This is a genomic window from Planktothrix tepida PCC 9214, assembly GCF_900009145.1.
Classification (GTDB): domain Bacteria; phylum Cyanobacteriota; class Cyanobacteriia; order Cyanobacteriales; family Microcoleaceae; genus Planktothrix; species Planktothrix tepida.
Window position 1 is genome coordinate 362281 of record NZ_LN889796.1, and the last position, 17685, is coordinate 379965.

Genomic DNA, 17685 nt, shown 5'->3' on the forward strand with positions numbered 1-17685 from the left:
GATTATTTTGGGTTTCCCAATGCTGCTAAAGAAGCTCCAGTGACCCGACAAATGCGCCAGTCGGGGAAAATTTTCGCGCCTATTTTTTCATAAAAATCAATAGCGGGTTGATTCCAATCTAAAACAGACCATTCTAAACGTCCACACCCTCTGGATACTGCTAATTCTGCTACATGAGTGATTAAGGCTTTACCAATCCCTTGACGACGATATTCAGGAAGGACAAATAAATCTTCTAAATAAATTCCAGGTTGGGTTAAAAACGTAGAATAGTTATGAAAAAATAAGGCAAAACCAACGGCTTTTCCTTTAACTTCAGCTAAAATTGCTTCTATATAGGATGGAGAACCCAATAAATGTTGTTTTAAGTTTTCCGCACTTCCACTCACTTCATGGGATAGGTTTTCGTATTCCGCTAAGGCTTGAATCAGTTGGAATAAAACAGGAATATCCTCAAGGGTTGCTGGTCTTAAAATTGCTGATTTTGACATATCCGATTTTGAACAGTTGATAATGACAATCAAATTTTTTCTAACGTGTTAGATTTTTGTCAGTATACAACAATTCAAATCAATCCTACCGGAAAAAATTATTTAATCCAACCTTTTAACCGTTCTGCAATATGAGGACGACGTAACTTTCGCATGGCTCTGGCTTGAATTTGTCGCACTCGTTCCCGTGAAAGATCATAAAGACCACTCACTTCTTCTAAGGTGTAAGGAACTCCGGTGGTTAATCCAAATCGCAAAGCTAAAACATCTTTTTCCCGTTCCGTTAAAACCGTTCCTAAAACTTCCAATAAATCCTGACGCATCATCATTTCATTCATTTGAGCTTCAGGGGTTTGAGTTTCTTGATCTTCTAAAATATCCATTAATTCCGAGTTCTCTTCCGTCCCAATTCGGTGATTTAATGATAGAGATTTCCGATGAACTTGTTCAAGAATGCGAATTTGTTGGGGGGTAATCGCAACAGCTTCTGCTAATTCTTCTTCCGTAGGTTTTCGTTGAAGCGATCGCTTTAAATCTCGGTAAGCTATCTTGAGTTTATTCAATTGTTCAACAACATGAACGGGTAATCGAATGGTGCGTCCTTGATTAGCAATGGTTCGGGTAATCCCTTGACGAATCCACCAATAAGCATAGGTAGAAAATTTATATCCTTTATCTGGATCAAATTTCTCCGTAGCGCGGTTGAGTCCTAAAGCCCCTTCTTGAATTAAATCTAAAAACGGAACCCCTCGATTAATATAACGTTTAGCAATAGAAACCACTAACCGTAAATTAGAACTAATCATCCGACTTTTAGCCGCCGTTCCTAATTTTAGTTGATGTTTGAGTTCTGTTTCCGTAATGCCTAGAAACGTGGCGAGTTCTACGGGAGTAGGTAAGTACCCTAATTCCAGGGTCAGTCGAGTTTGTAATTCTTCAATTTTAACCAGGGTTTGAATATGACGACCGAGTTCTATTTCTTCATTGGGTTTGAGTAAAGGATAACGCGCCATGCGTTTAAATAATGCAGCAATTGCGTCATCTCCCGCTACAGTGGTTTCTGTAATCGGAAAAAACGTCGAATTCTGTGGATTCATGGTTATATCCTCCAGTTGACGATCTAAATTTGAACAGTTCGCTTGCAGTTTTCCCCATCGTCAAAATCTTCTGTCAGATCAGAAGACAAGGAAATCCCATCTATCACTACTTTATGTTGGTTCCATTATAGAAGACTCTTTTAAAAAACTGGGAGAATTAATCCTATCTCTACAGAAGCCAGGAGATAGGTGTTCGGTGTTTTCACCTCAAAAGTTAAAGCTCAAAATTCAAAATCCAATTTCTTGAACTTTGAATCATGAGCCTTGATAAAATTCGGCAAATTTGAGAGGAATAACTCTAATCCTTAACTCCACATTCCTACACTCTTAGTGGGTCGAGGAACAAAAGGAGGAATATCCGAATCAGAGTCAGATGGAACAGCAGGAGTTGTTGGGGGGGAAGTAAATTCCGACGTGGGAATACCTTTAGGTTCTGCATCGGGTTCATCGGGGCAAAATTCTAAACGAATCCGAAACTTCCCGGTTTGCCAAGATTTACCAGGACGTAGCAGTTGACACTCGATCCCTTCCTTAAATAAATTTTCCTCCTCTAACTTAGATTCCATAATAGACAAAAATTCACTAGCTTTAAATGTGCATTGAAACATCAAGGCACTTTCACTGGTATTAATCACATCATCATCATTGAGAATATAAGTTGAATCGCTCATTTCTGTGTCCTGTAAATTGTCTTTTGTGCAAGGGAATTACCCTCAAAAGGGTTCAAATTCATTTAGAAGAACCAACCGTAGGAATGTAACCCTTTTCCTAATAGATTAACTCCTAAATAGCACACCCACACCACGACGAATCCTGTGGCTGCTAAAATAGCAGGTTTCCGTCCTTGCCAACCGCGAGTAATGCGTGCGTGTAAATAAGCGGCGAACACTAACCAAGTAATTAACGCCCAGGTTTCTTTGGGATCCCAACTCCAATAGGAACCCCAAGCTTCATTCGCCCAAACAGCCCCAGCGATAATCCCAATGGTTAAAAGCGGAAATCCTAATCCAATAATCCGATAACTGATATTATCAATCGTTTCCACTAACGTTAATCGCTGTGGAGACAGAGGTTGAACAGAGAGAAGATTATCTGTGAGTTTAACCGCTTCTAAGACAGCCGTTGTACTATTTCCATTCGTTGTTAACCCTTGGGGGTTGGAGTCTGTAACCGTGGACAGAGAATAGGTGACTAAATTAGTAACCGGTTTCTGATGATTTCGAGAAATGCGGGTTCCGAGAGAACTACCACTTAATTCAACTTCCTGTCCCCGTGTCAGAATTAAAAAGGCGATCGCTAACAAAGAACCGACCATTAAGGTGGCATAACTTAACATCATGACGCTGACGTGCATCATTAACCAGTTAGATTTTAAAGCGGGTACTAACGGTTCAGCCACGCGCATTTGGGGCGGTAATTTTAAAGCTGCAAAGGCTACAATTGCCATCGCCACAGGAGAAGTTACAACTCCCACTAAACGGCTACGACTCATATTTTCAGCAATCAGATGAATCGTTGTAATACCCCACGTTAGGAAAAATAGCGATTCATATAAATTACTAATAGGAAAGTAACCTGCCTCAATCCATCTCGCTCCCAATAGGGCTGCAATCGAAAGATTAGCGATCGCCATTCCTGCGGTTCCCAACGCCCAGAGATAAGGAATATTAGGAAATGCAGCCCCCACCCAATACAATAACAGGGTGGCAAATAAAAGGGCAAAGGATATATTATCTAATCCATTCTGGAGTATAACCAGACTCATGAACGATTCTCCTGGTAACGGTATGAATTACCGAGTTTTTTCAGAACTCTATCTCTACTGATCCTACCGATTCCTGGCGATCTTGGGTGATGTTTCCGTTGAGATCCTGATTTCGTAAAGTTCGGACATTGCGCTGATTCCATCAGCAACAACCGAACCCAATTGCCTTAAAAACCTTGATACCTTGTAAGTAAAGATTAAGCAGCACTGAGATAGGGGATGTTGAGCGTCGGGAAATCCAGCCTGATTAAACCCCTAAATTGAGATCAGGAGCAGCTTAGGAAATTAATCTGCTGAACTATATTAAAGAATATTAATCAAAAAACAACTGGCTTCAGGATCACTGTATTGAGGAGAGGGGAAGAATGCCTGGGACTGACTATAAAGACTACTACGCGATTTTAGGATTGGAGAAAGTGGCAACGGCTGATGATATTAAAAAAGCCTACCGTAAACTTGCCCGGAAATATCACCCGGATATGAATCCAGGGAATAAACAAGCCGAAGCCCGTTTTAAAGAAGTGAACGAAGCCTATGAAGTTTTGTCCGACACTGATAAACGGGGAAAATACGATCAATTTGGTCAATATTGGAATCAAGCCGGAAGTGCCGGATGGCCCGGTGGGGCAGGTTCCAACGTAGATTTTAGCGGATTTGACTTTAGCCAATTTAACAGTTTTGATGAATTTATTAATGCTCTTTTAGGCCGTGCGGGTGGAGGGCCAAGACCTGGAGCAAGTAGCAGTCGCAGTTATTCCTATCGTACCCAACCCGGAAATCCTTCGGGATTTGGAGGGGGTGCTTATAATGATTTTTCCTCTGGATTTAATAGCCGCAACACTTCTGCCATCGCCGATTCGGAAGCGATTGTCACGCTCTCTCTCAGTGAAGCCTTTCATGGAACCCAAAAACGCTATGGAACCGGGGAAGTCACGATTCCGGCGGGAGTAAAACCGGGGAGTAAAATTAGAGTTCGTGGTCAAGGTCAACTCGATCCCTACACCCAACAACGGGGGGATTTATACCTGAAAGTGGAACTGCAACCCCATCCTTTTTTCCAATTTGACGGGGAAAATTTGGTTTGTGAACTGCCTTTAACCCCGGATGAAGTGGTTTTAGGAACCTCTGTTGAAGTTCCTACACCCGATGGGATGGTAACGATGAATATTCCACCGGGAATTCGTTCAGGACAGTCCTTGCGATTGCGAGGCAAAGGATGGCCAAAACCCAAGGGAGGAGGACGCACGGATCAATTAGTTAAAATTGTTGTAGTTCCCCCTAAAGAACTTAATCCCAATGAACGAGAATATTATGAAAAAATTCGCGCGACTCGGACGTTTAATCCCCGCAGCAGCTTGAAAGAAATGAAACTCTAAAAATGTTTAAACCGATCAGAAGCATGGTGTCCTGATCGGTTAATACTGTGAACTTGCATAAATTGTTGAATGTTTTTGGACGATAAAACTACTCATTCACCCATTGGCAAGAAAGCCGAGAATTTTCATCCTTTACCCAACGCGCCACTAATTGTCCTTTTTTGGCGAGGCTTTTGCTTTGGGTCTGGGTCAAAATCGGCGTTTCTAGGGTCGGTTTTTCTAGGTGTGGATGAGAAAGGGGTTTCCTCCAGTAAAGATTGATAAACATTGTAGGTTTTCCTCCCCAAACTTTTCTATTTCTTTTTTAATTCCACTTTATCCCTTATCGAAATTTTGTTACGAAAATGACAAATACTTTAACAGTTGTGCAAAGTTTTGTAAATAAACCGTTAAGAATTGAAAGACGTTTGGGGAAAGAAACTATCAATCATTTACCTTCAGTTTTGAATCTGTTCCCAAGCGGTAATAATAGTGCGTAAGGGTTGGGGGAGAAATTGAACGTTTAAATCGGCATAGCGGGTTACGGTGGCTTGTCCCACTAAGGTTACGGTGATGAAATCAGCGGCTCCTGAAGGCGCGGGAAAACTGAGACGATCATATTGAGTGAACGGTTGTGTAGTCAGCAGTCTTTGGAAAGCCTGAACTTCTTGGGGTGGAATCCAATTCCGTTTAATGATAGAAGGTTGACCTCCGTTTAATTGTTGGGAAGTAATCCATCCATCTGACCACAACGTTACTTTAGACAAACCTCCCGTAATTCCCCCAGAAGAAATGGTCTGAAATACAGCACCTCTGGGTAAGGAAGGAGAGACTTCAGTGGGACTAAAGGGAATCGGTTGCAGGGTTCCAATATTGCTATTTCCTTGAGCCGTGGTGCTATAAAGTCGGACTTGAAATCCATCCTGATTTGTATGGTAAATCCAACGTTGACCCCTACCTCTGACGGTGATTTGCCAACCGAAAATTGCAATTTGAGGACACATTTGATCAGGTTGATGAACGCCTAAACATCCATCCCAAAGACGAGAATTGGCTTGAATAATTTGAAGTTGATTCCGGGGAATTCCTGACTGGGACTGTGCCGCTTTTAATACGGCTTCTTTTACAGAAACAGGTAAAACACTCAAACCATTTTCCAGATAAATTGTATTCCCTCGGTTATTCGTGCGAAATAGTAAACCTTTTTCGCCACTCTTAACGGTGACTAACCAGCCTTCGACTTGGCTTTGGGAACAGGCGATGTCGGGAAAGGAAAGACCTAAACAGCCATTAGGCCAGATGCGACGTTCTGCATTGAGAAGGGTGACACTCGATGCAGGAACACCAGTAAGTTCCATAGCTTTTTGTTTGACCAAAGCTGCAAGGGATATTGGAAAGTCAGAAGTCAAAGGATTAGAGGGATTCACAAACTGAGCAACAGGAACTGAATTGTTGTTTGCTTGGAGGGGAAAGGCATAGAGGGGTTCAGCCGGAAGTAAACACAGAACACCGAGTAGAGCAATGAATCGAGGATGAACTCTCATAGCAGAAGAAAGCTAAACGCTTCAGAGGAATCTTTAACCGGATCTTTCCTTCGGCTGGCCTACAGATTCAGGAAATTTTGGGGATGGAGAGTTACAGCATTACTTTTTGAATACAATTTTGAAAATATTGGCTACATTTTTTGTATCATCTTCTGAATTTTGTCTACAAAAACACCCATTTGTGTATATTGACAAAATACACAAAATATGTGTCTTTGCTCCCAATGTACAAGGATCAGTAATTTTACAGATGCAACTTGTTAACTTTATGGATTTTCAAGCCTCTAGTTTCATTGAGATAATAGGCGCACAGTAGCAGAGAGATGTGTCCTATGCACTTAAGGAATTTCTAGGTTAGAACTTAATCTCCTTAAGTGACTCAGAGGAGCCAGATGTAGACTCAATCCGGTAGCATCCCTGTTGAAAGATGTGGTAGCGGGTTTGTAAGTAGGGGCGGAAGTAGATAAAATCGAAGTTCCCATCAATCTGAGCTTTGATTCCCCCCTACACTTTTTTTTAAGAAATAGAAGCACTGGGGTATTTATTAGAGGAAGTTAGTGATTAAAAAACGAAATAGAGAATAATAAAAAACAAAATTAGCCTTTAAAAATCAGCACCTATAGCAATCCCAAATAGATTGTAATCATTTACAACTGACATGAAACAGCCAGAAGTATTATCTCTGTTCCTTGTTCCCTTCAGAAATTGAAAAGGGTATGAGATCAGTCTGTCTACGGATAGAAAATCTAAGTATTTGTTAAATGAATGTGACATTAGAGTCAAGCCTGCATCACAATCAAAATAGGCGATGTAAGTCTGATCCGCTCAGAAAGAGTAATAATTGAAGTAGCCCAGATCACTTATTGTCTACCTGCGTTCCTAATCATCAGACGTTCGATTATGCCTCTATGAAGCGTAAATGGCTCTATAAGTTCTTGTCACCCAATCGGCAGATTGTTCCTTATCTCGTTCTGTTAAGCACATTGCTGCTGACGGCACTGGCAACCTATTATGTGGAATCTACGGCGCGTACTCAAGATCGGTTGCGATTTGACTCTTCTATCCAACGCACAGAAAATTTAATCCGAGATCATGTTAAAACCTATATTGCCTTACTGCGGGCGGGAAGTGGATTATTTGCGGCTCAAGAGACTGTAGATCGAGAAACGTTTCGCGCCTACATGGAACGGTTACAACTGCGTGAAGAATATCCGGGTATTCAAGGGATTGGATTTAGTATTCGGTTTTCGCCCTCGGAAAAAGATCAATTAATTGACCGAATGCGACAGGAAGGGATGTCCAACTTTACGCCTCATCCTGATTATCCTCGCCCGGAATATTATGCCATTATCTACCTAGAACCCTTAGATCAACGCAACCAAGCCGCTATTGGTTTTGATATGTTTAGCGAACCTGTGCGTCGTAAGGCGATGGAACGTGCTCGTGATGCGGGTCTACCCATCGCATCCGGTCGAGTCATTCTTCGCCAAGAAATTGACCAGAAAAAACAAGCGGGTTTTTTAATCTATTTTCCCATTTATCAAGGCAATTCTATTCCGCCAACGGTAGCAGAAAGACGGCAGAAATTACGGGGATTTATCTATAGTCCATTTCGGATGGGAGATTTGATGCAAGGACTTTTCGGGAGTAATCGAGAGTCTTTGATTGATTTTGAAATTTATGATGGTTTAGCGATTACCCCAGCCCATCTTTTGTATGATTCTAATTCTCAGCAGCATCCCTTTGGATTCAAGCCTCGATTTGAGCGACGGAAAATGATTTCGATTGCTGGACAAACTTGGACAATTAAATATACGTCTCGCCCGGAACTGGATTTTAATTCTCAACGTTTGATTGCTCCCTATATTGCCTTGTCAGGGAGTTTAGTCGGTATTATTTTATTTGGATTAATGCGATCGCAAATTCAAGCCCGACGCATTGCTGAAAAAACGGCAACAGAATTAAGAAAATCCGAAAAAGCGTTGCGAGATAGTGAAGCCCGATTTCAAGCTTTTATGGATTATAGTCCAGCCAGCGCTTGGATTTGCGATCGCCAAGGTCGAATGTTATATTTTAGTAAAAGCTATACTCAAACCTTTAATGTTTTCAAGGAAGCTTTAGGAACAACAGTTGTTGATCTATTTCCTTCCCACTTAGCTTCAGAATTCCTCGATTGTATTTCTATTGTTGCTTCAGAAAACCGTGTTTTAGAAGTGATTAAGTCTGTCCCTAGACGGGATGGCACTATGGGAGAATTTTTAGTTTATCAATTTCCGATTTGGGATGCTTACGGACAGCCGTTAGTCGGGGGGGTGGCGATTGACCGCACAGAAAGCCGTCAAGCGGAAGCTTTATTACGTCGTTCAGAAGTGCAATATCGAACGATGGTTGAACAATCTCCTTTGAGTATTTTAATTTTATCGGTAGATGGCTCTGTTCAGCGTGTCAACCGGGCCTGGGAAGATTTGTGGGGAATTAAAGGAGAAAATATCAAAGATTACAATCTTTTTAACGATAAACAATTCATTGAAAAAGAAATTATCTCTTATATTAAACGGGGATTTGCTGGGGAATCGGTGACCATTCCTCCGATTTTGTATGATCCCCATGAAACCTTCCCAGGATTATCTCGTTATAGCTATGCTCAACGTTGGATACAAGCTTATATTTATCCGGTGCGGGATGAAATTGGTCAAATTCGGGAAGTGGTTTTTATCTATGAAGATATTACAGAACGAAAACACGCAGAAGAAGAATTACAAGAAAGTGAAGCTCGGTTTAGAACGTTAATTGAAACGACGTTTGATGGAATTATTATTCATGAAAATGGGATGATTTTAGAGGCTAATCAAGGGGCAGCTATTATGTTTGATTGCTGTTTAGAAAACATGATTGGAGCGTCTTTTTTAGATTTTGTTACTCCTGATAGTCACGCTTTAATTTTACACAATTTGCGGAAGAATTTAGAAGCTCCAGTTGAGGCTTTTGGCTTAAAAAAAGATGGGATAAAATTTAATTTAGAAATTATCGGTCGTCCCCATGTTTATAAAGGACGTCAAGTTCAAGTAACGGCTTTACGCGATATTACCAACCGTAAACAATTAGAAGCTCAACTCCGCACCCGTGCGGAAGAGTTAGCGGAAGCAAACCGTCTCAAAGATGAATTTTTAGCAACACTTTCCCATGAATTACGAACACCGTTGAATGCCATGTTGGGATGGACACAACTATTAATGTCGAAACATTTAGATGCAGAAACTTTTAATCGAGCTACAGAAACAATTAACCGCAATACCCGTTCTTTAGCTCAACTCATTGAGGATTTATTAGATGTCTCTCGAATTATGAGTGGCAAATTACATTTAAGTCTGGCTCCAACTTCTTTAATTCCAATTATTGAAGCTGCCATTGACACAGTACGTCCGGCGGCGGAGGCAAAAAATATTAAGATTCATGTTTCTCTTCAATCTAATATTGGGATTGTGATGGGGGATAGCAATCGTTTACAGCAGGTGATTTGGAATCTACTCACAAATGCAGTGAAATTTAGCTCAGAAGGCGGAAAAATTGAAGTGCGACTTGGTAAGTTTCAAGAGGAAAATTCCGGTTCTCGTTTAGATTCTCTAACTCAACGGAATGGGTCGTTTTCGGAAGGAGTTGAAAAGGTAGAATATGGAGAAATTCAAGTGAGTGATACAGGACAAGGAATTAGTCCAGATTTTTTACCTTTTGTATTTGAGCGTTTTCGACAAGCTGATGGTTCTATTACTCGCAAACAAGGGGGATTAGGATTAGGATTAGCCATTGTGCGTCATTTAGTTGAACTGCATGGGGGAACTGTTAGCGTTGATAGTCCTGGGTTAGGACAGGGTACAACCTTTACGGTCAAGTTACCTTTTATGACATCAGAGTTATTAGAAGAAAATGATGATTTTCAAGATTTTCTCAGTGACAATGATTTGCTCCTAGAAAGTTGTTTTAAATTAAAAGGAATACGAGTGTTAGTCGTTGATGATGAAGTTGATGCTCGTGATTTAGTGGCTCATATTTTACAAAATTGTGGGGCAAATGTGGTGACGGCAGGTAGTGCTGAAGAAGCATTTAATTTATTAAAAGACAACAGTAGTACATCTCCATTTCATATCTTAGTGAGTGATATTGGAATGCCTCAAGGAGACGGTTATTCTTTATTACGTCGAATTCGTTTATTACCCCCAGAAGAAGGAGGTCAAATTCCGGCTTTAGCGTTGACGGCTTATGCCAAAGCTGAAGACCGCACAGCAGCATTTTCGGCAGGATTTCACGCTCATTTGGCAAAACCTGTAGAATCCCATGAATTATTGTTTACAGTTGCCAATTTAGTTGGAATTATTGGATAATAAAGCGGGGTTATAATTGGAAATTAACTTGATGCGCTGGTATAGTATTTTAAAGCAAATTCCCAAAACTTTGCCGAAAATATTAATAGCCCTAAAGCTAATAATCCTGAACCCATCACCCAGGAGATTTGCGTTCGTCCTAAAATAGATTCGGCGGGAATTGTTGTTAAAAATGCGACGGGAACAATAAAGGTAAAAAAGAAACGATAAGCCATGGGATAAGCCACCATTGGATATCGTCCGGCTTCTAATAATCCCCGTAATACCTCGGTGACATTATAAATTTTAACAAACCAAATACTGGTTGCTCCTAAGATAAACCATATACTGTATAAACTCATAATGCCAAAGGATAAAGGCAATAAACTATCGAGATAATCTCTTCCAGTTAAGCCGAGTTTATTACCTTCATAGACAACAATTGAACAACCAAAAATTAAATCTGGGGTTCCCCAAGGAGAAATCATCCGGGTGGATAGCCAAAATTGACTACTGAGGGGTTTAAGTAAGACAAAATCTAAGGTTCCATCTTGAACATGGGTAACAATTCTGTTTAAATTGGGAACTAATATTGTTGTAGAAATTCCTTGTAAAATTGTAAAAATCCCCAGAACAATTAAGGCTTCTTCCCAACTCCATCCTTCAAAACTATACCCGGTTCTATAAAATAGAAACAGGCTAAACATACTGCCAATTAAACTCCCTAAGCTAGTGATAGCAGAAATCAAAAAATTTACCCGATATTCTAGTTCTGCCGAAATCGCAGTTTCCCAAAATAAGGTTAAAATTTTAAAATAGCGTTGCATCATAACTTCCTGTTGTTCCCTTGTCCCTATAAAATAGAAAATAACCGTTCAATGGTGCGTTGATTTTCATCAGGACGACCAATGGTAATTCGCAGTCCTCCTCCAGTGTGACGGACTAATGTTCCTTTGGTTTTTAATTGTTGCATGATCTCGTTTAATGCAGGTTCAGAATTGCGTTCATCAGTGAGTCTAATATAAATAAAATTAGCATCACTTCGCCAAAGCTTTAACTGTTTATTTTGAGCTAAAGTATTAATTAAACGAGTGCGTTCTCCCAATATTTCAGGAATAACGGCGAGTAACTCTTGACGGTGATTTAAAGCTAATAACGCTGCGGTTTGTGTGAAACTGGGGAGATTATAGGGAAGACGAACTTTTTCTAATGCAGTGATCAATTCAGGATGAGCGATCGCATATCCAGCGCGTAATGAAGCCAAGCGAAAAGCTTTAGAAAAGGTGCGTAAAATCACCCAATTGGGATGCTGTTTTAACTCCTCGACAACACTGGTTTGACTAAACTCAAAATAAGCTTCATCAATAACCACTAAAATATCTTTGGGTAAGCTTCTTAACCAGTCTAATTCATCTTCTGTTAAAGCATTAGCCGTTGGGGAATTAGGATGCACCACAAATACAACTCGAATGGGAGAATTTTGTGTGGTTTCAATTGTAGTTTTAGCGGCTTTTAAATCCATTTCAAATGTGTCTTCATCCCGTCCCACGTTCACAACTGGAATCCCTAAAGTTTGAGCAATAATTCCATACATGGAAAAGGTGGGATTAGCCACTAAAATTGACCCTTCTCCCCCTAAAGAAGTGGCAATTAAGATGGAGCGAATTAATTCATCCGACCCATTCCCTACAGAAATTTGCTCAGGATTAACATAGGCTTCCGAATTAGAAATGATTTCATTAATATAGCTTGCGATCGCTAGTTTTAACGGGAAATGACTGCCATCAGGATAACGATTCGTTTCAATTTCATGTTGATACGTCCACGCCAGCTTTTGTTTTAACGCTTCTGGTAAATCATAGGGACATTCATTCGTATCCAAACGATCCAAAATTTCAGCCTCCACCGGACTACCGGAACTTCCCCCAGGGTGAGGAGTATAGGCGTTAATTTGGTTGAGGTCGTTGCGGAGAAAAGACAGCATGGCGTTGACGTGATCGTAATTTTTTCTTAAGTTCACACAAACTCTATTATCTCTTAATTTAGACTAAAATAACATCCAAAAACTAATATTCTTCTGATTGAATTGAACTATGGCAGCCAAACAAATTTTAATGCTCGTGGGTGACTTCGTTGAAGATTACGAGTGCATGGTTCCGTTTCAAGCCTTGCAAATGGTCGGACATACGGTTCATGCAGTGTGTCCGGGAAAAAAAGCAGAGGAAAAGGTAAAAACTGCAATTCATGACTTTGAAGGCGACCAAACCTATAGTGAAAAACCCGGTCATAATTTCACCTTAAATGCCACATTTGATCAAATTAAACCCGAAAATTATGATGCGTTAGTGATACCCGGTGGACGGGCACCAGAATATATTCGGTTGAATGCAGATGTTATTAAAATGGTGCAGTATTTTGCTCAAACGAATAAACCCATTGCTGCTATTTGTCATGGTGCTCAACTGTTAGCAGCAGCCGATGTTTTACAGGGAAAACGGTGTTCTGCCTATCCTGCTTGTGGGCCTGATGTGATTCGCGCCGGAGGAGAATATGCGGATATTGCTGTTGATGATGCCATTGTTGATGGAAATTTAATTACCGCTCCCGCTTGGCCGGCTCATCCCCGTTGGTTAGCTGCATTTTTAACGGTATTAGGAACAAAAATTGAGCATTTAGAATTGGCAAAGGTTTAGTTTCCCAATTCGAGGCTTACGCAGATATCATACACTTAATTTTATCTAATATCTGCGTAAGCTTATGATTCAAAAACAGGGTTTCTTGAACAATATATAAATTCTCGATATCAATGACGGGAATACTCAAGCGTTTTACAAAGATTGAATGTCTTCAATACTTAATCCCGTTGCTTGAATCACTTGCTCTAAACTAAAACCCATTCGCAATAAATTTAAAGCAACTTCTTCCTTAGCTTCCAATTTCCCTTCAATTTTCCCTTCTAATTTCCCTTGCAATTTCCCTTGCAATTTCCCTTCTTGTAGGATTTCTTGATAAATCACTGAATTTCGCATAAGATCACTCCTTAAAATTCTTTTCACGGTATCTTGATTTAAAATTAAACCCGCCAAAATTGCCGAAGCAGCCGTAAGATTACTTTGAACTTGTTGATCTGTAATTCTGTTAATCACTTCAGCCACTTGACTTAATATCATTGTCGGATCATCCGTCTGACTCAGTACCGCAAAGGGTAACAGTCCTAATACATTTAAAAACTCTTCAGGTGGTTGTTCCCAAAGACGAATCACCTCAAACTGATGAAATGTATTCTCTAGGCGAAAACTATTTTCTTGGACTAAAGGAGAGTTAGTGCGATCCAGATAAATCACCACCTGACGCATGACTTTATTAGGAAAACGGCGATAGACCCTTACTCGATAATCTAACATCCGAAAAGGGATTTTAGCATCGGGTTCCGTTTGAAATTCTGTATGCAAGACCAGATCATCCGATTGCAGTAAGATCAGGGAATCAGCCCGAATGGGTTCCAAGGATAACTCTTGGGGACTTAACTCTGTTAACGCAACGGGAGAACCCAACAACCAACTCGCTAAATCTTGAGAATAATTTTCAGCCAAAAACTTGCAAATACTGTCAAACACCCTTGATTATCCCTCCCGAATCTCCTCATCTATTCATTTTACAATGTGCTCAATCTAAACTACTATAGCTAATTGATGGGTTCAACCAGAATTATCAGGTTAATGATTAATTTTTCAGTTCCCCTTTTAATAACCAAAATCCACTGAATGTCATTCCCGAATCATCCGGTTGAACTAATAAAAAATGTAATCCTTTAGCTAACTGCTTTCTCACTTCAAAGGTTTTAGCAGCTTCTATGACCTCTGCATCTTCAAAAGTGGCTATTACCCAACGATCAATTAACCCCGATTCTAAAATTAATCCATCGGGTGAACCCGCTATATAATTGCAAGAAAAAGGTTTAATTTCGGCTAACCATCGCGCTAACGGCATCGATTTTTTACCCCCATCAATCACAATCCCAGGAATGGCAACTACAGATGCTAATCCTAAATTTAACGGTAAAAATTCATCCGGTGTTTGTAAAATTGGAATCGGACTATCTGCAAAAAACGCTTGCAAATTTCCCGCAGATAGGTTAGCAAATCGCCAGCGATCACCCCATAAATTTTCAGGTAAAGGTAAAGGGGGGGGTTGATCTAACGTCACAGGATTATAGGGTTCCCCCGTATAATTTTCTAACTTAGAATAGACTTTTGAACGTTCCTCTAACCACTGTTTTAAAGCCATAGTATTTCGAGAGGGTTCTACCGAAATTCCTAATGCTTTGCCAGCCATTTCTAATAAACTGAAAGACTGGGGACGAAAGACTTGAATTCGCTCCGGTTTTTGGATTACAATTGCTTGCTGTAACTGTTCAATTAACCAAGTCGAATTCGCTTGCGATTGAGGACACATCGCTATAAACTCAACTTGGCGAGTCTGATCACAGACTAATAACTCCCAAAGGGGTTTCCCAGTGGTATCCTTCAGGGGACGACGATAAAAATCAGCTTGCCAGATCACCATAGACACAAAAACCCCTAACATTCTGATTGAAACTATTCTGTATTTTCAATTCTAAGGTTAAGATTGATCAAATGAAGATTAACAGGGATCAAATTCCATTGCTGAGGTTTTGGGTATCAGATTTCGGGTTATGATTCTGCCTGCCGTCTCCTGATAACAGGAGAATGATGTTAATTAATTAATTGGGTTATAGAACTATGAATCCTGCATTGACACAATTTGGTGAACGGATGTCTCGTTTAACTGGGGTTCGTGCCATTATGAAAGATATTATTGAAACGTTAAGATCAGGAAAAGGCAAAGATTTTATTAATTTAAGTGCGGGAAATCCGGTAATTTTGCCAGAAGTTGAACAACTTTGGCGAGATTGTACGGAACAATTGCTATCGAGTCCTGAATATGGGGAAGTGGTTTGTCGGTATGGTTCGAGTCAGGGATATCAACCTTTTATTGATGTTATTGTTGAGGATTTTAACTCTCGTTATGGGTTAAATTTAACGGATTGTAATGTATTAATTACACCGGGGAGTCAATCAATTTATTTCTATGCAGCTAATGCCTTTGGGGGATATACCACCGAAGGCAAACTGAAAAAAGTTGTTTTACCTTTAAGTCCTGATTATACCGGATATGGGGGTGTGAGTTTAATTCCTGAAGCGGTTTTTTCCTATCAACCCGCCTTAGATATTGATGAAGCTAATCATTATTTTAAATATCGTCCTGATTTTAATCAATTAACGATTGATGAAACGACTGGCTGTGTTGTTTTCTCCCGTCCCTGTAATCCCAGTGGTAATGTTTTGACGGAAGAAGAAGTCAAAAAAATTGCAGCATTAGCAGCACCTTTTAATGTTCCTGTGTTTATTGATTCAGCCTATGCACCCCCCTTTCCGGCGTTGAATTTTACAGAAATGAAACCTGTTTTTGGAGATAATATTATTCATTGTATTAGTTTATCAAAAGCAGGTTTACCGGGGGAACGATTAGGAATTGCCATCGGGAATGAAAGCACAATTCAGGTATTAGAAGCATTTCAAACCAATATGTGTATTCATTCCCCCCGTTATGGACAAGCCATTGCCGCCCGTGCTATTGGGTGTGGAGCATTATCAGAAATTGCCACGGAGGTAATTCGTCCTTATTATCAGCAGAAATTCACCGTTGTTGAAACGGCATTAAATCAAGCCATGCCTAACAATTTACCTTGGTTTTTACATCGAGGTGAAGGCGCAATTTTTGCCTGGATGTGGTTTAAAGATTTACCGATGACGGATTGGGAACTTTATCAGCAGCTAAAAGAAGTCGGTTTAATTGTGGTTCCCGGTAGTTCATTTTTCCCCGGTTTACAAGGAGAATGGAGCCATAAAAACCAATGTCTTCGCATTAGTTTAACGGCAACGGATGAAGAAATTACAGAAGGAATGAAGCGGTTAGCAACAGTTGTTGAGCAGATTTATAAATCCGCAGCAATTGCTGTTTAAGGGTCATAAAAAAGGGTGTGTCACTTTACATGAAACACCCTAATCGTTACTTTTTAAAACCTTATTCAGCGTGTTGACGATACCAATCAATGGTATTTTTTAACCCTTCTTTAAAGCCAACTTCTGCTATAAACCCGAATTTTTCTTTCGCTCTAGTTGTATCTAAACAACGCCGAGGTTGACCATTGGGTTTATCCGTTTCCCAGACAATTTCTCCCTCAAATCCCATCAATTCACAAATCGTTTCTACTAAGTCTTTAATTTTGACTTCCTGATTTGTCCCTAAATTCACGGGGTCGGGTTCATTGTACAATTGAGTAGCCATAACAATTCCCCGTGCTGCATCCGTTGAATACAGAAACTCGCGACTGGGACTCCCATCTCCCCAAACTGGGAGAGTTTTATCTCCCCGTTGTTGAGCTTCATAAACCTTGCGAATTAATGCCGGAATTACATGGGAACTTTTGGGATCAAAATTATCTTCAGGGCCGTATAAATTCACGGGTAACAGATAAATTCCATTGAAACCATATTGTTGACGATAAGCTTGTAATTGCACCAACAATGCTTTTTTAGCAATTCCATAGGGTGCATTGGTTTCTTCAGGATAACCGTCCCACAGATCATCTTCTTTAAAAGGAACAGGTGTAAACTTAGGATAGGCGCAAATGGTTCCCACACAAACAAACTTTTCTACCCCTGCACGATAGGCACTTTCAATTAATTGAGTCCCCATCATCAAGTTATCGTAAAACAGTTCCGCCGGTTTGACTAAATTTAAACCAATGCCACCAACGTGTGCCGCCAAATGAATCACAATATCTTGATCCTGAACCACTTTTTGGCAAGCGTCTAATGTACACAGATTATAATCTTTAGAACGAGGGATCATAATCTGCTTTGGATCAGCACCTGCTTGATGCAGTTGAGCTACCACTTGACGCCCTAAAAAACCCGCACCTCCTGTCACCAGAATCCGTTTATTTGTTAAATCCAGTGGACTCATGAATTTAGCCTCTATTATATCA

General features: G+C 40.2%; 15 protein-coding genes. 4 read left to right on the forward strand and 11 right to left on the reverse strand.

Annotated elements, in window-relative coordinates; all coding sequences use genetic code 11:
- Positions 1 to 2: 2 nt before the first annotated feature.
- The 4 genes from PL9214_RS12285 to ccsB all read right to left on the reverse strand — a co-directional run bounded on the left by PL9214_RS12285 (position 3) and on the right by ccsB (position 3353).
- Complete coding sequence (locus tag PL9214_RS12285; protein WP_072719088.1) at positions 3 to 491, reverse strand: GNAT family N-acetyltransferase; 489 nt, start codon at positions 489 to 491, stop codon at positions 3 to 5.
- A 98-nt stretch (positions 492 to 589) separates the two neighbouring features.
- Positions 590 to 1588: an RNA polymerase sigma factor, RpoD/SigA family gene (locus PL9214_RS12290; RefSeq protein ID WP_072719089.1), complete on the reverse strand. Its 999-nt coding sequence runs from the start codon at positions 1586 to 1588 to the stop codon at positions 590 to 592.
- Positions 1589 to 1893: 305 nt separating this feature from the next.
- Positions 1894 to 2259: a KGK domain-containing protein gene (locus PL9214_RS12295; protein ID WP_072719090.1), complete on the reverse strand. Its 366-nt coding sequence runs from the start codon at positions 2257 to 2259 to the stop codon at positions 1894 to 1896.
- A gap of 62 nt (positions 2260 to 2321) precedes the next feature.
- Positions 2322 to 3353, reverse strand: coding sequence for a c-type cytochrome biogenesis protein CcsB (gene ccsB, locus PL9214_RS12300; protein WP_072719091.1), 1032 nt, complete (start codon positions 3351 to 3353; stop codon positions 2322 to 2324).
- A gap of 365 nt (positions 3354 to 3718) precedes the next feature.
- Here ccsB and PL9214_RS12305 point away from each other — a divergent pair, with 365 nt between their 5' ends.
- Entirely contained in the window at positions 3719 to 4729 is a 1011-nt protein-coding gene (locus PL9214_RS12305; protein ID WP_072719092.1) for a DnaJ C-terminal domain-containing protein, read from the forward strand.
- An 88-nt stretch (positions 4730 to 4817) separates the two neighbouring features.
- On the opposite strand, the gene PL9214_RS12310 is transcribed toward PL9214_RS12305, so the two are convergent.
- On the reverse strand, positions 4818 to 4997 hold the full coding sequence (locus PL9214_RS12310) for a hypothetical protein (protein WP_072719093.1): 180 nt from the start codon (positions 4995 to 4997) through the stop codon (positions 4818 to 4820).
- A gap of 169 nt (positions 4998 to 5166) precedes the next feature.
- Positions 5167 to 6252, reverse strand: a complete 1086-nt coding sequence (locus PL9214_RS12315; RefSeq protein WP_072719094.1) for a DUF8738 domain-containing protein — start codon at positions 6250 to 6252, stop codon at positions 5167 to 5169.
- Positions 6253 to 7160: 908 nt separating this feature from the next.
- On the opposite strand from PL9214_RS12315, the gene PL9214_RS12320 reads away from it, so the two are divergent.
- Positions 7161 to 10631 carry a hybrid sensor histidine kinase/response regulator gene (locus PL9214_RS12320; protein ID WP_083579989.1) on the forward strand — a complete coding sequence of 1157 codons (3471 nt, stop codon included), beginning with the start codon at positions 7161 to 7163 and terminating at the stop codon, positions 10629 to 10631.
- A gap of 23 nt (positions 10632 to 10654) precedes the next feature.
- Here the strand turns inward: PL9214_RS12320 and PL9214_RS12325 are convergent, their stop codons facing one another.
- A complete protein-coding gene (locus PL9214_RS12325; protein WP_072719096.1) occupies positions 10655 to 11437 on the reverse strand; it encodes an ABC transporter permease in 783 nt (260 codons plus the stop codon).
- A gap of 26 nt (positions 11438 to 11463) precedes the next feature.
- On the reverse strand, positions 11464 to 12594 hold the full coding sequence (locus PL9214_RS12330) for a histidinol-phosphate transaminase (RefSeq protein ID WP_072719097.1): 1131 nt from the start codon (positions 12592 to 12594) through the stop codon (positions 11464 to 11466).
- Between the two features lie 109 nt (positions 12595 to 12703).
- On the opposite strand from PL9214_RS12330, the gene PL9214_RS12335 reads away from it, so the two are divergent.
- On the forward strand, positions 12704 to 13303 hold the full coding sequence (locus tag PL9214_RS12335; RefSeq protein WP_072719098.1) for a DJ-1/PfpI family protein: 600 nt from the start codon (positions 12704 to 12706) through the stop codon (positions 13301 to 13303).
- A gap of 135 nt (positions 13304 to 13438) precedes the next feature.
- Here PL9214_RS12335 and PL9214_RS12340 read toward each other — a convergent pair whose 3' ends face one another.
- Entirely contained in the window at positions 13439 to 14227 is a 789-nt protein-coding gene (locus PL9214_RS12340; RefSeq protein ID WP_072719099.1) for an Rpn family recombination-promoting nuclease/putative transposase, read from the reverse strand.
- Between the two features lie 106 nt (positions 14228 to 14333).
- Positions 14334 to 15176 (reverse strand): Tab2/Atab2 family RNA-binding protein, encoded by an 843-nt coding sequence (locus PL9214_RS12345; protein ID WP_072719134.1) that lies wholly within the window; start codon positions 15174 to 15176, stop codon positions 14334 to 14336.
- Positions 15177 to 15373: 197 nt separating this feature from the next.
- On the opposite strand from PL9214_RS12345, the gene PL9214_RS12350 reads away from it, so the two are divergent.
- Complete coding sequence (locus PL9214_RS12350; RefSeq protein WP_072719100.1) at positions 15374 to 16657, forward strand: valine--pyruvate transaminase; 1284 nt, start codon at positions 15374 to 15376, stop codon at positions 16655 to 16657.
- Positions 16658 to 16718: 61 nt separating this feature from the next.
- On the opposite strand, the gene PL9214_RS12355 is transcribed toward PL9214_RS12350, so the two are convergent.
- Positions 16719 to 17663, reverse strand: coding sequence for a GDP-L-fucose synthase family protein (locus PL9214_RS12355; RefSeq protein WP_072719101.1), 945 nt, complete (start codon positions 17661 to 17663; stop codon positions 16719 to 16721).
- Between the last annotated feature and the right edge of the window lie 22 nt (positions 17664 to 17685).

Bases quoted from the DNA above. Each gene is read 5' to 3' on its own strand.
- ccsB (WP_072719091.1), bottom strand. From the start codon at position 3,353: ATGAGTCTGGTTATACTCCAGAATGGATTAGATAATATATCCTTTGCC.
- PL9214_RS12325 (WP_072719096.1), bottom strand. From the start codon at position 11,437: ATGCAACGCTATTTTAAAATTTTAACCTTATTTTGGGAAACTGCGATT.
- PL9214_RS12305 (WP_072719092.1), top strand. From the start codon at position 3,719: ATGCCTGGGACTGACTATAAAGACTACTACGCGATTTTAGGATTGGAG.
- PL9214_RS12350 (WP_072719100.1), top strand. From the start codon at position 15,374: ATGAATCCTGCATTGACACAATTTGGTGAACGGATGTCTCGTTTAACT.
- PL9214_RS12315 (WP_072719094.1), bottom strand. From the start codon at position 6,252: ATGAGAGTTCATCCTCGATTCATTGCTCTACTCGGTGTTCTGTGTTTA.
- PL9214_RS12295 (WP_072719090.1), bottom strand. From the start codon at position 2,259: ATGAGCGATTCAACTTATATTCTCAATGATGATGATGTGATTAATACC.
- PL9214_RS12355 (WP_072719101.1), bottom strand. From the start codon at position 17,663: ATGAGTCCACTGGATTTAACAAATAAACGGATTCTGGTGACAGGAGGT.
- PL9214_RS12320 (WP_083579989.1), top strand. From the start codon at position 7,161: ATGAAGCGTAAATGGCTCTATAAGTTCTTGTCACCCAATCGGCAGATT.
- PL9214_RS12330 (WP_072719097.1), bottom strand. From the start codon at position 12,594: ATGCTGTCTTTTCTCCGCAACGACCTCAACCAAATTAACGCCTATACT.
- PL9214_RS12345 (WP_072719134.1), bottom strand. From the start codon at position 15,176: ATGGTGATCTGGCAAGCTGATTTTTATCGTCGTCCCCTGAAGGATACC.
- PL9214_RS12335 (WP_072719098.1), top strand. From the start codon at position 12,704: ATGGCAGCCAAACAAATTTTAATGCTCGTGGGTGACTTCGTTGAAGAT.
- PL9214_RS12285 (WP_072719088.1), bottom strand. From the start codon at position 491: ATGTCAAAATCAGCAATTTTAAGACCAGCAACCCTTGAGGATATTCCT.
- PL9214_RS12310 (WP_072719093.1), bottom strand. From the start codon at position 4,997: ATGTTTATCAATCTTTACTGGAGGAAACCCCTTTCTCATCCACACCTA.
- PL9214_RS12290 (WP_072719089.1), bottom strand. From the start codon at position 1,588: ATGAATCCACAGAATTCGACGTTTTTTCCGATTACAGAAACCACTGTA.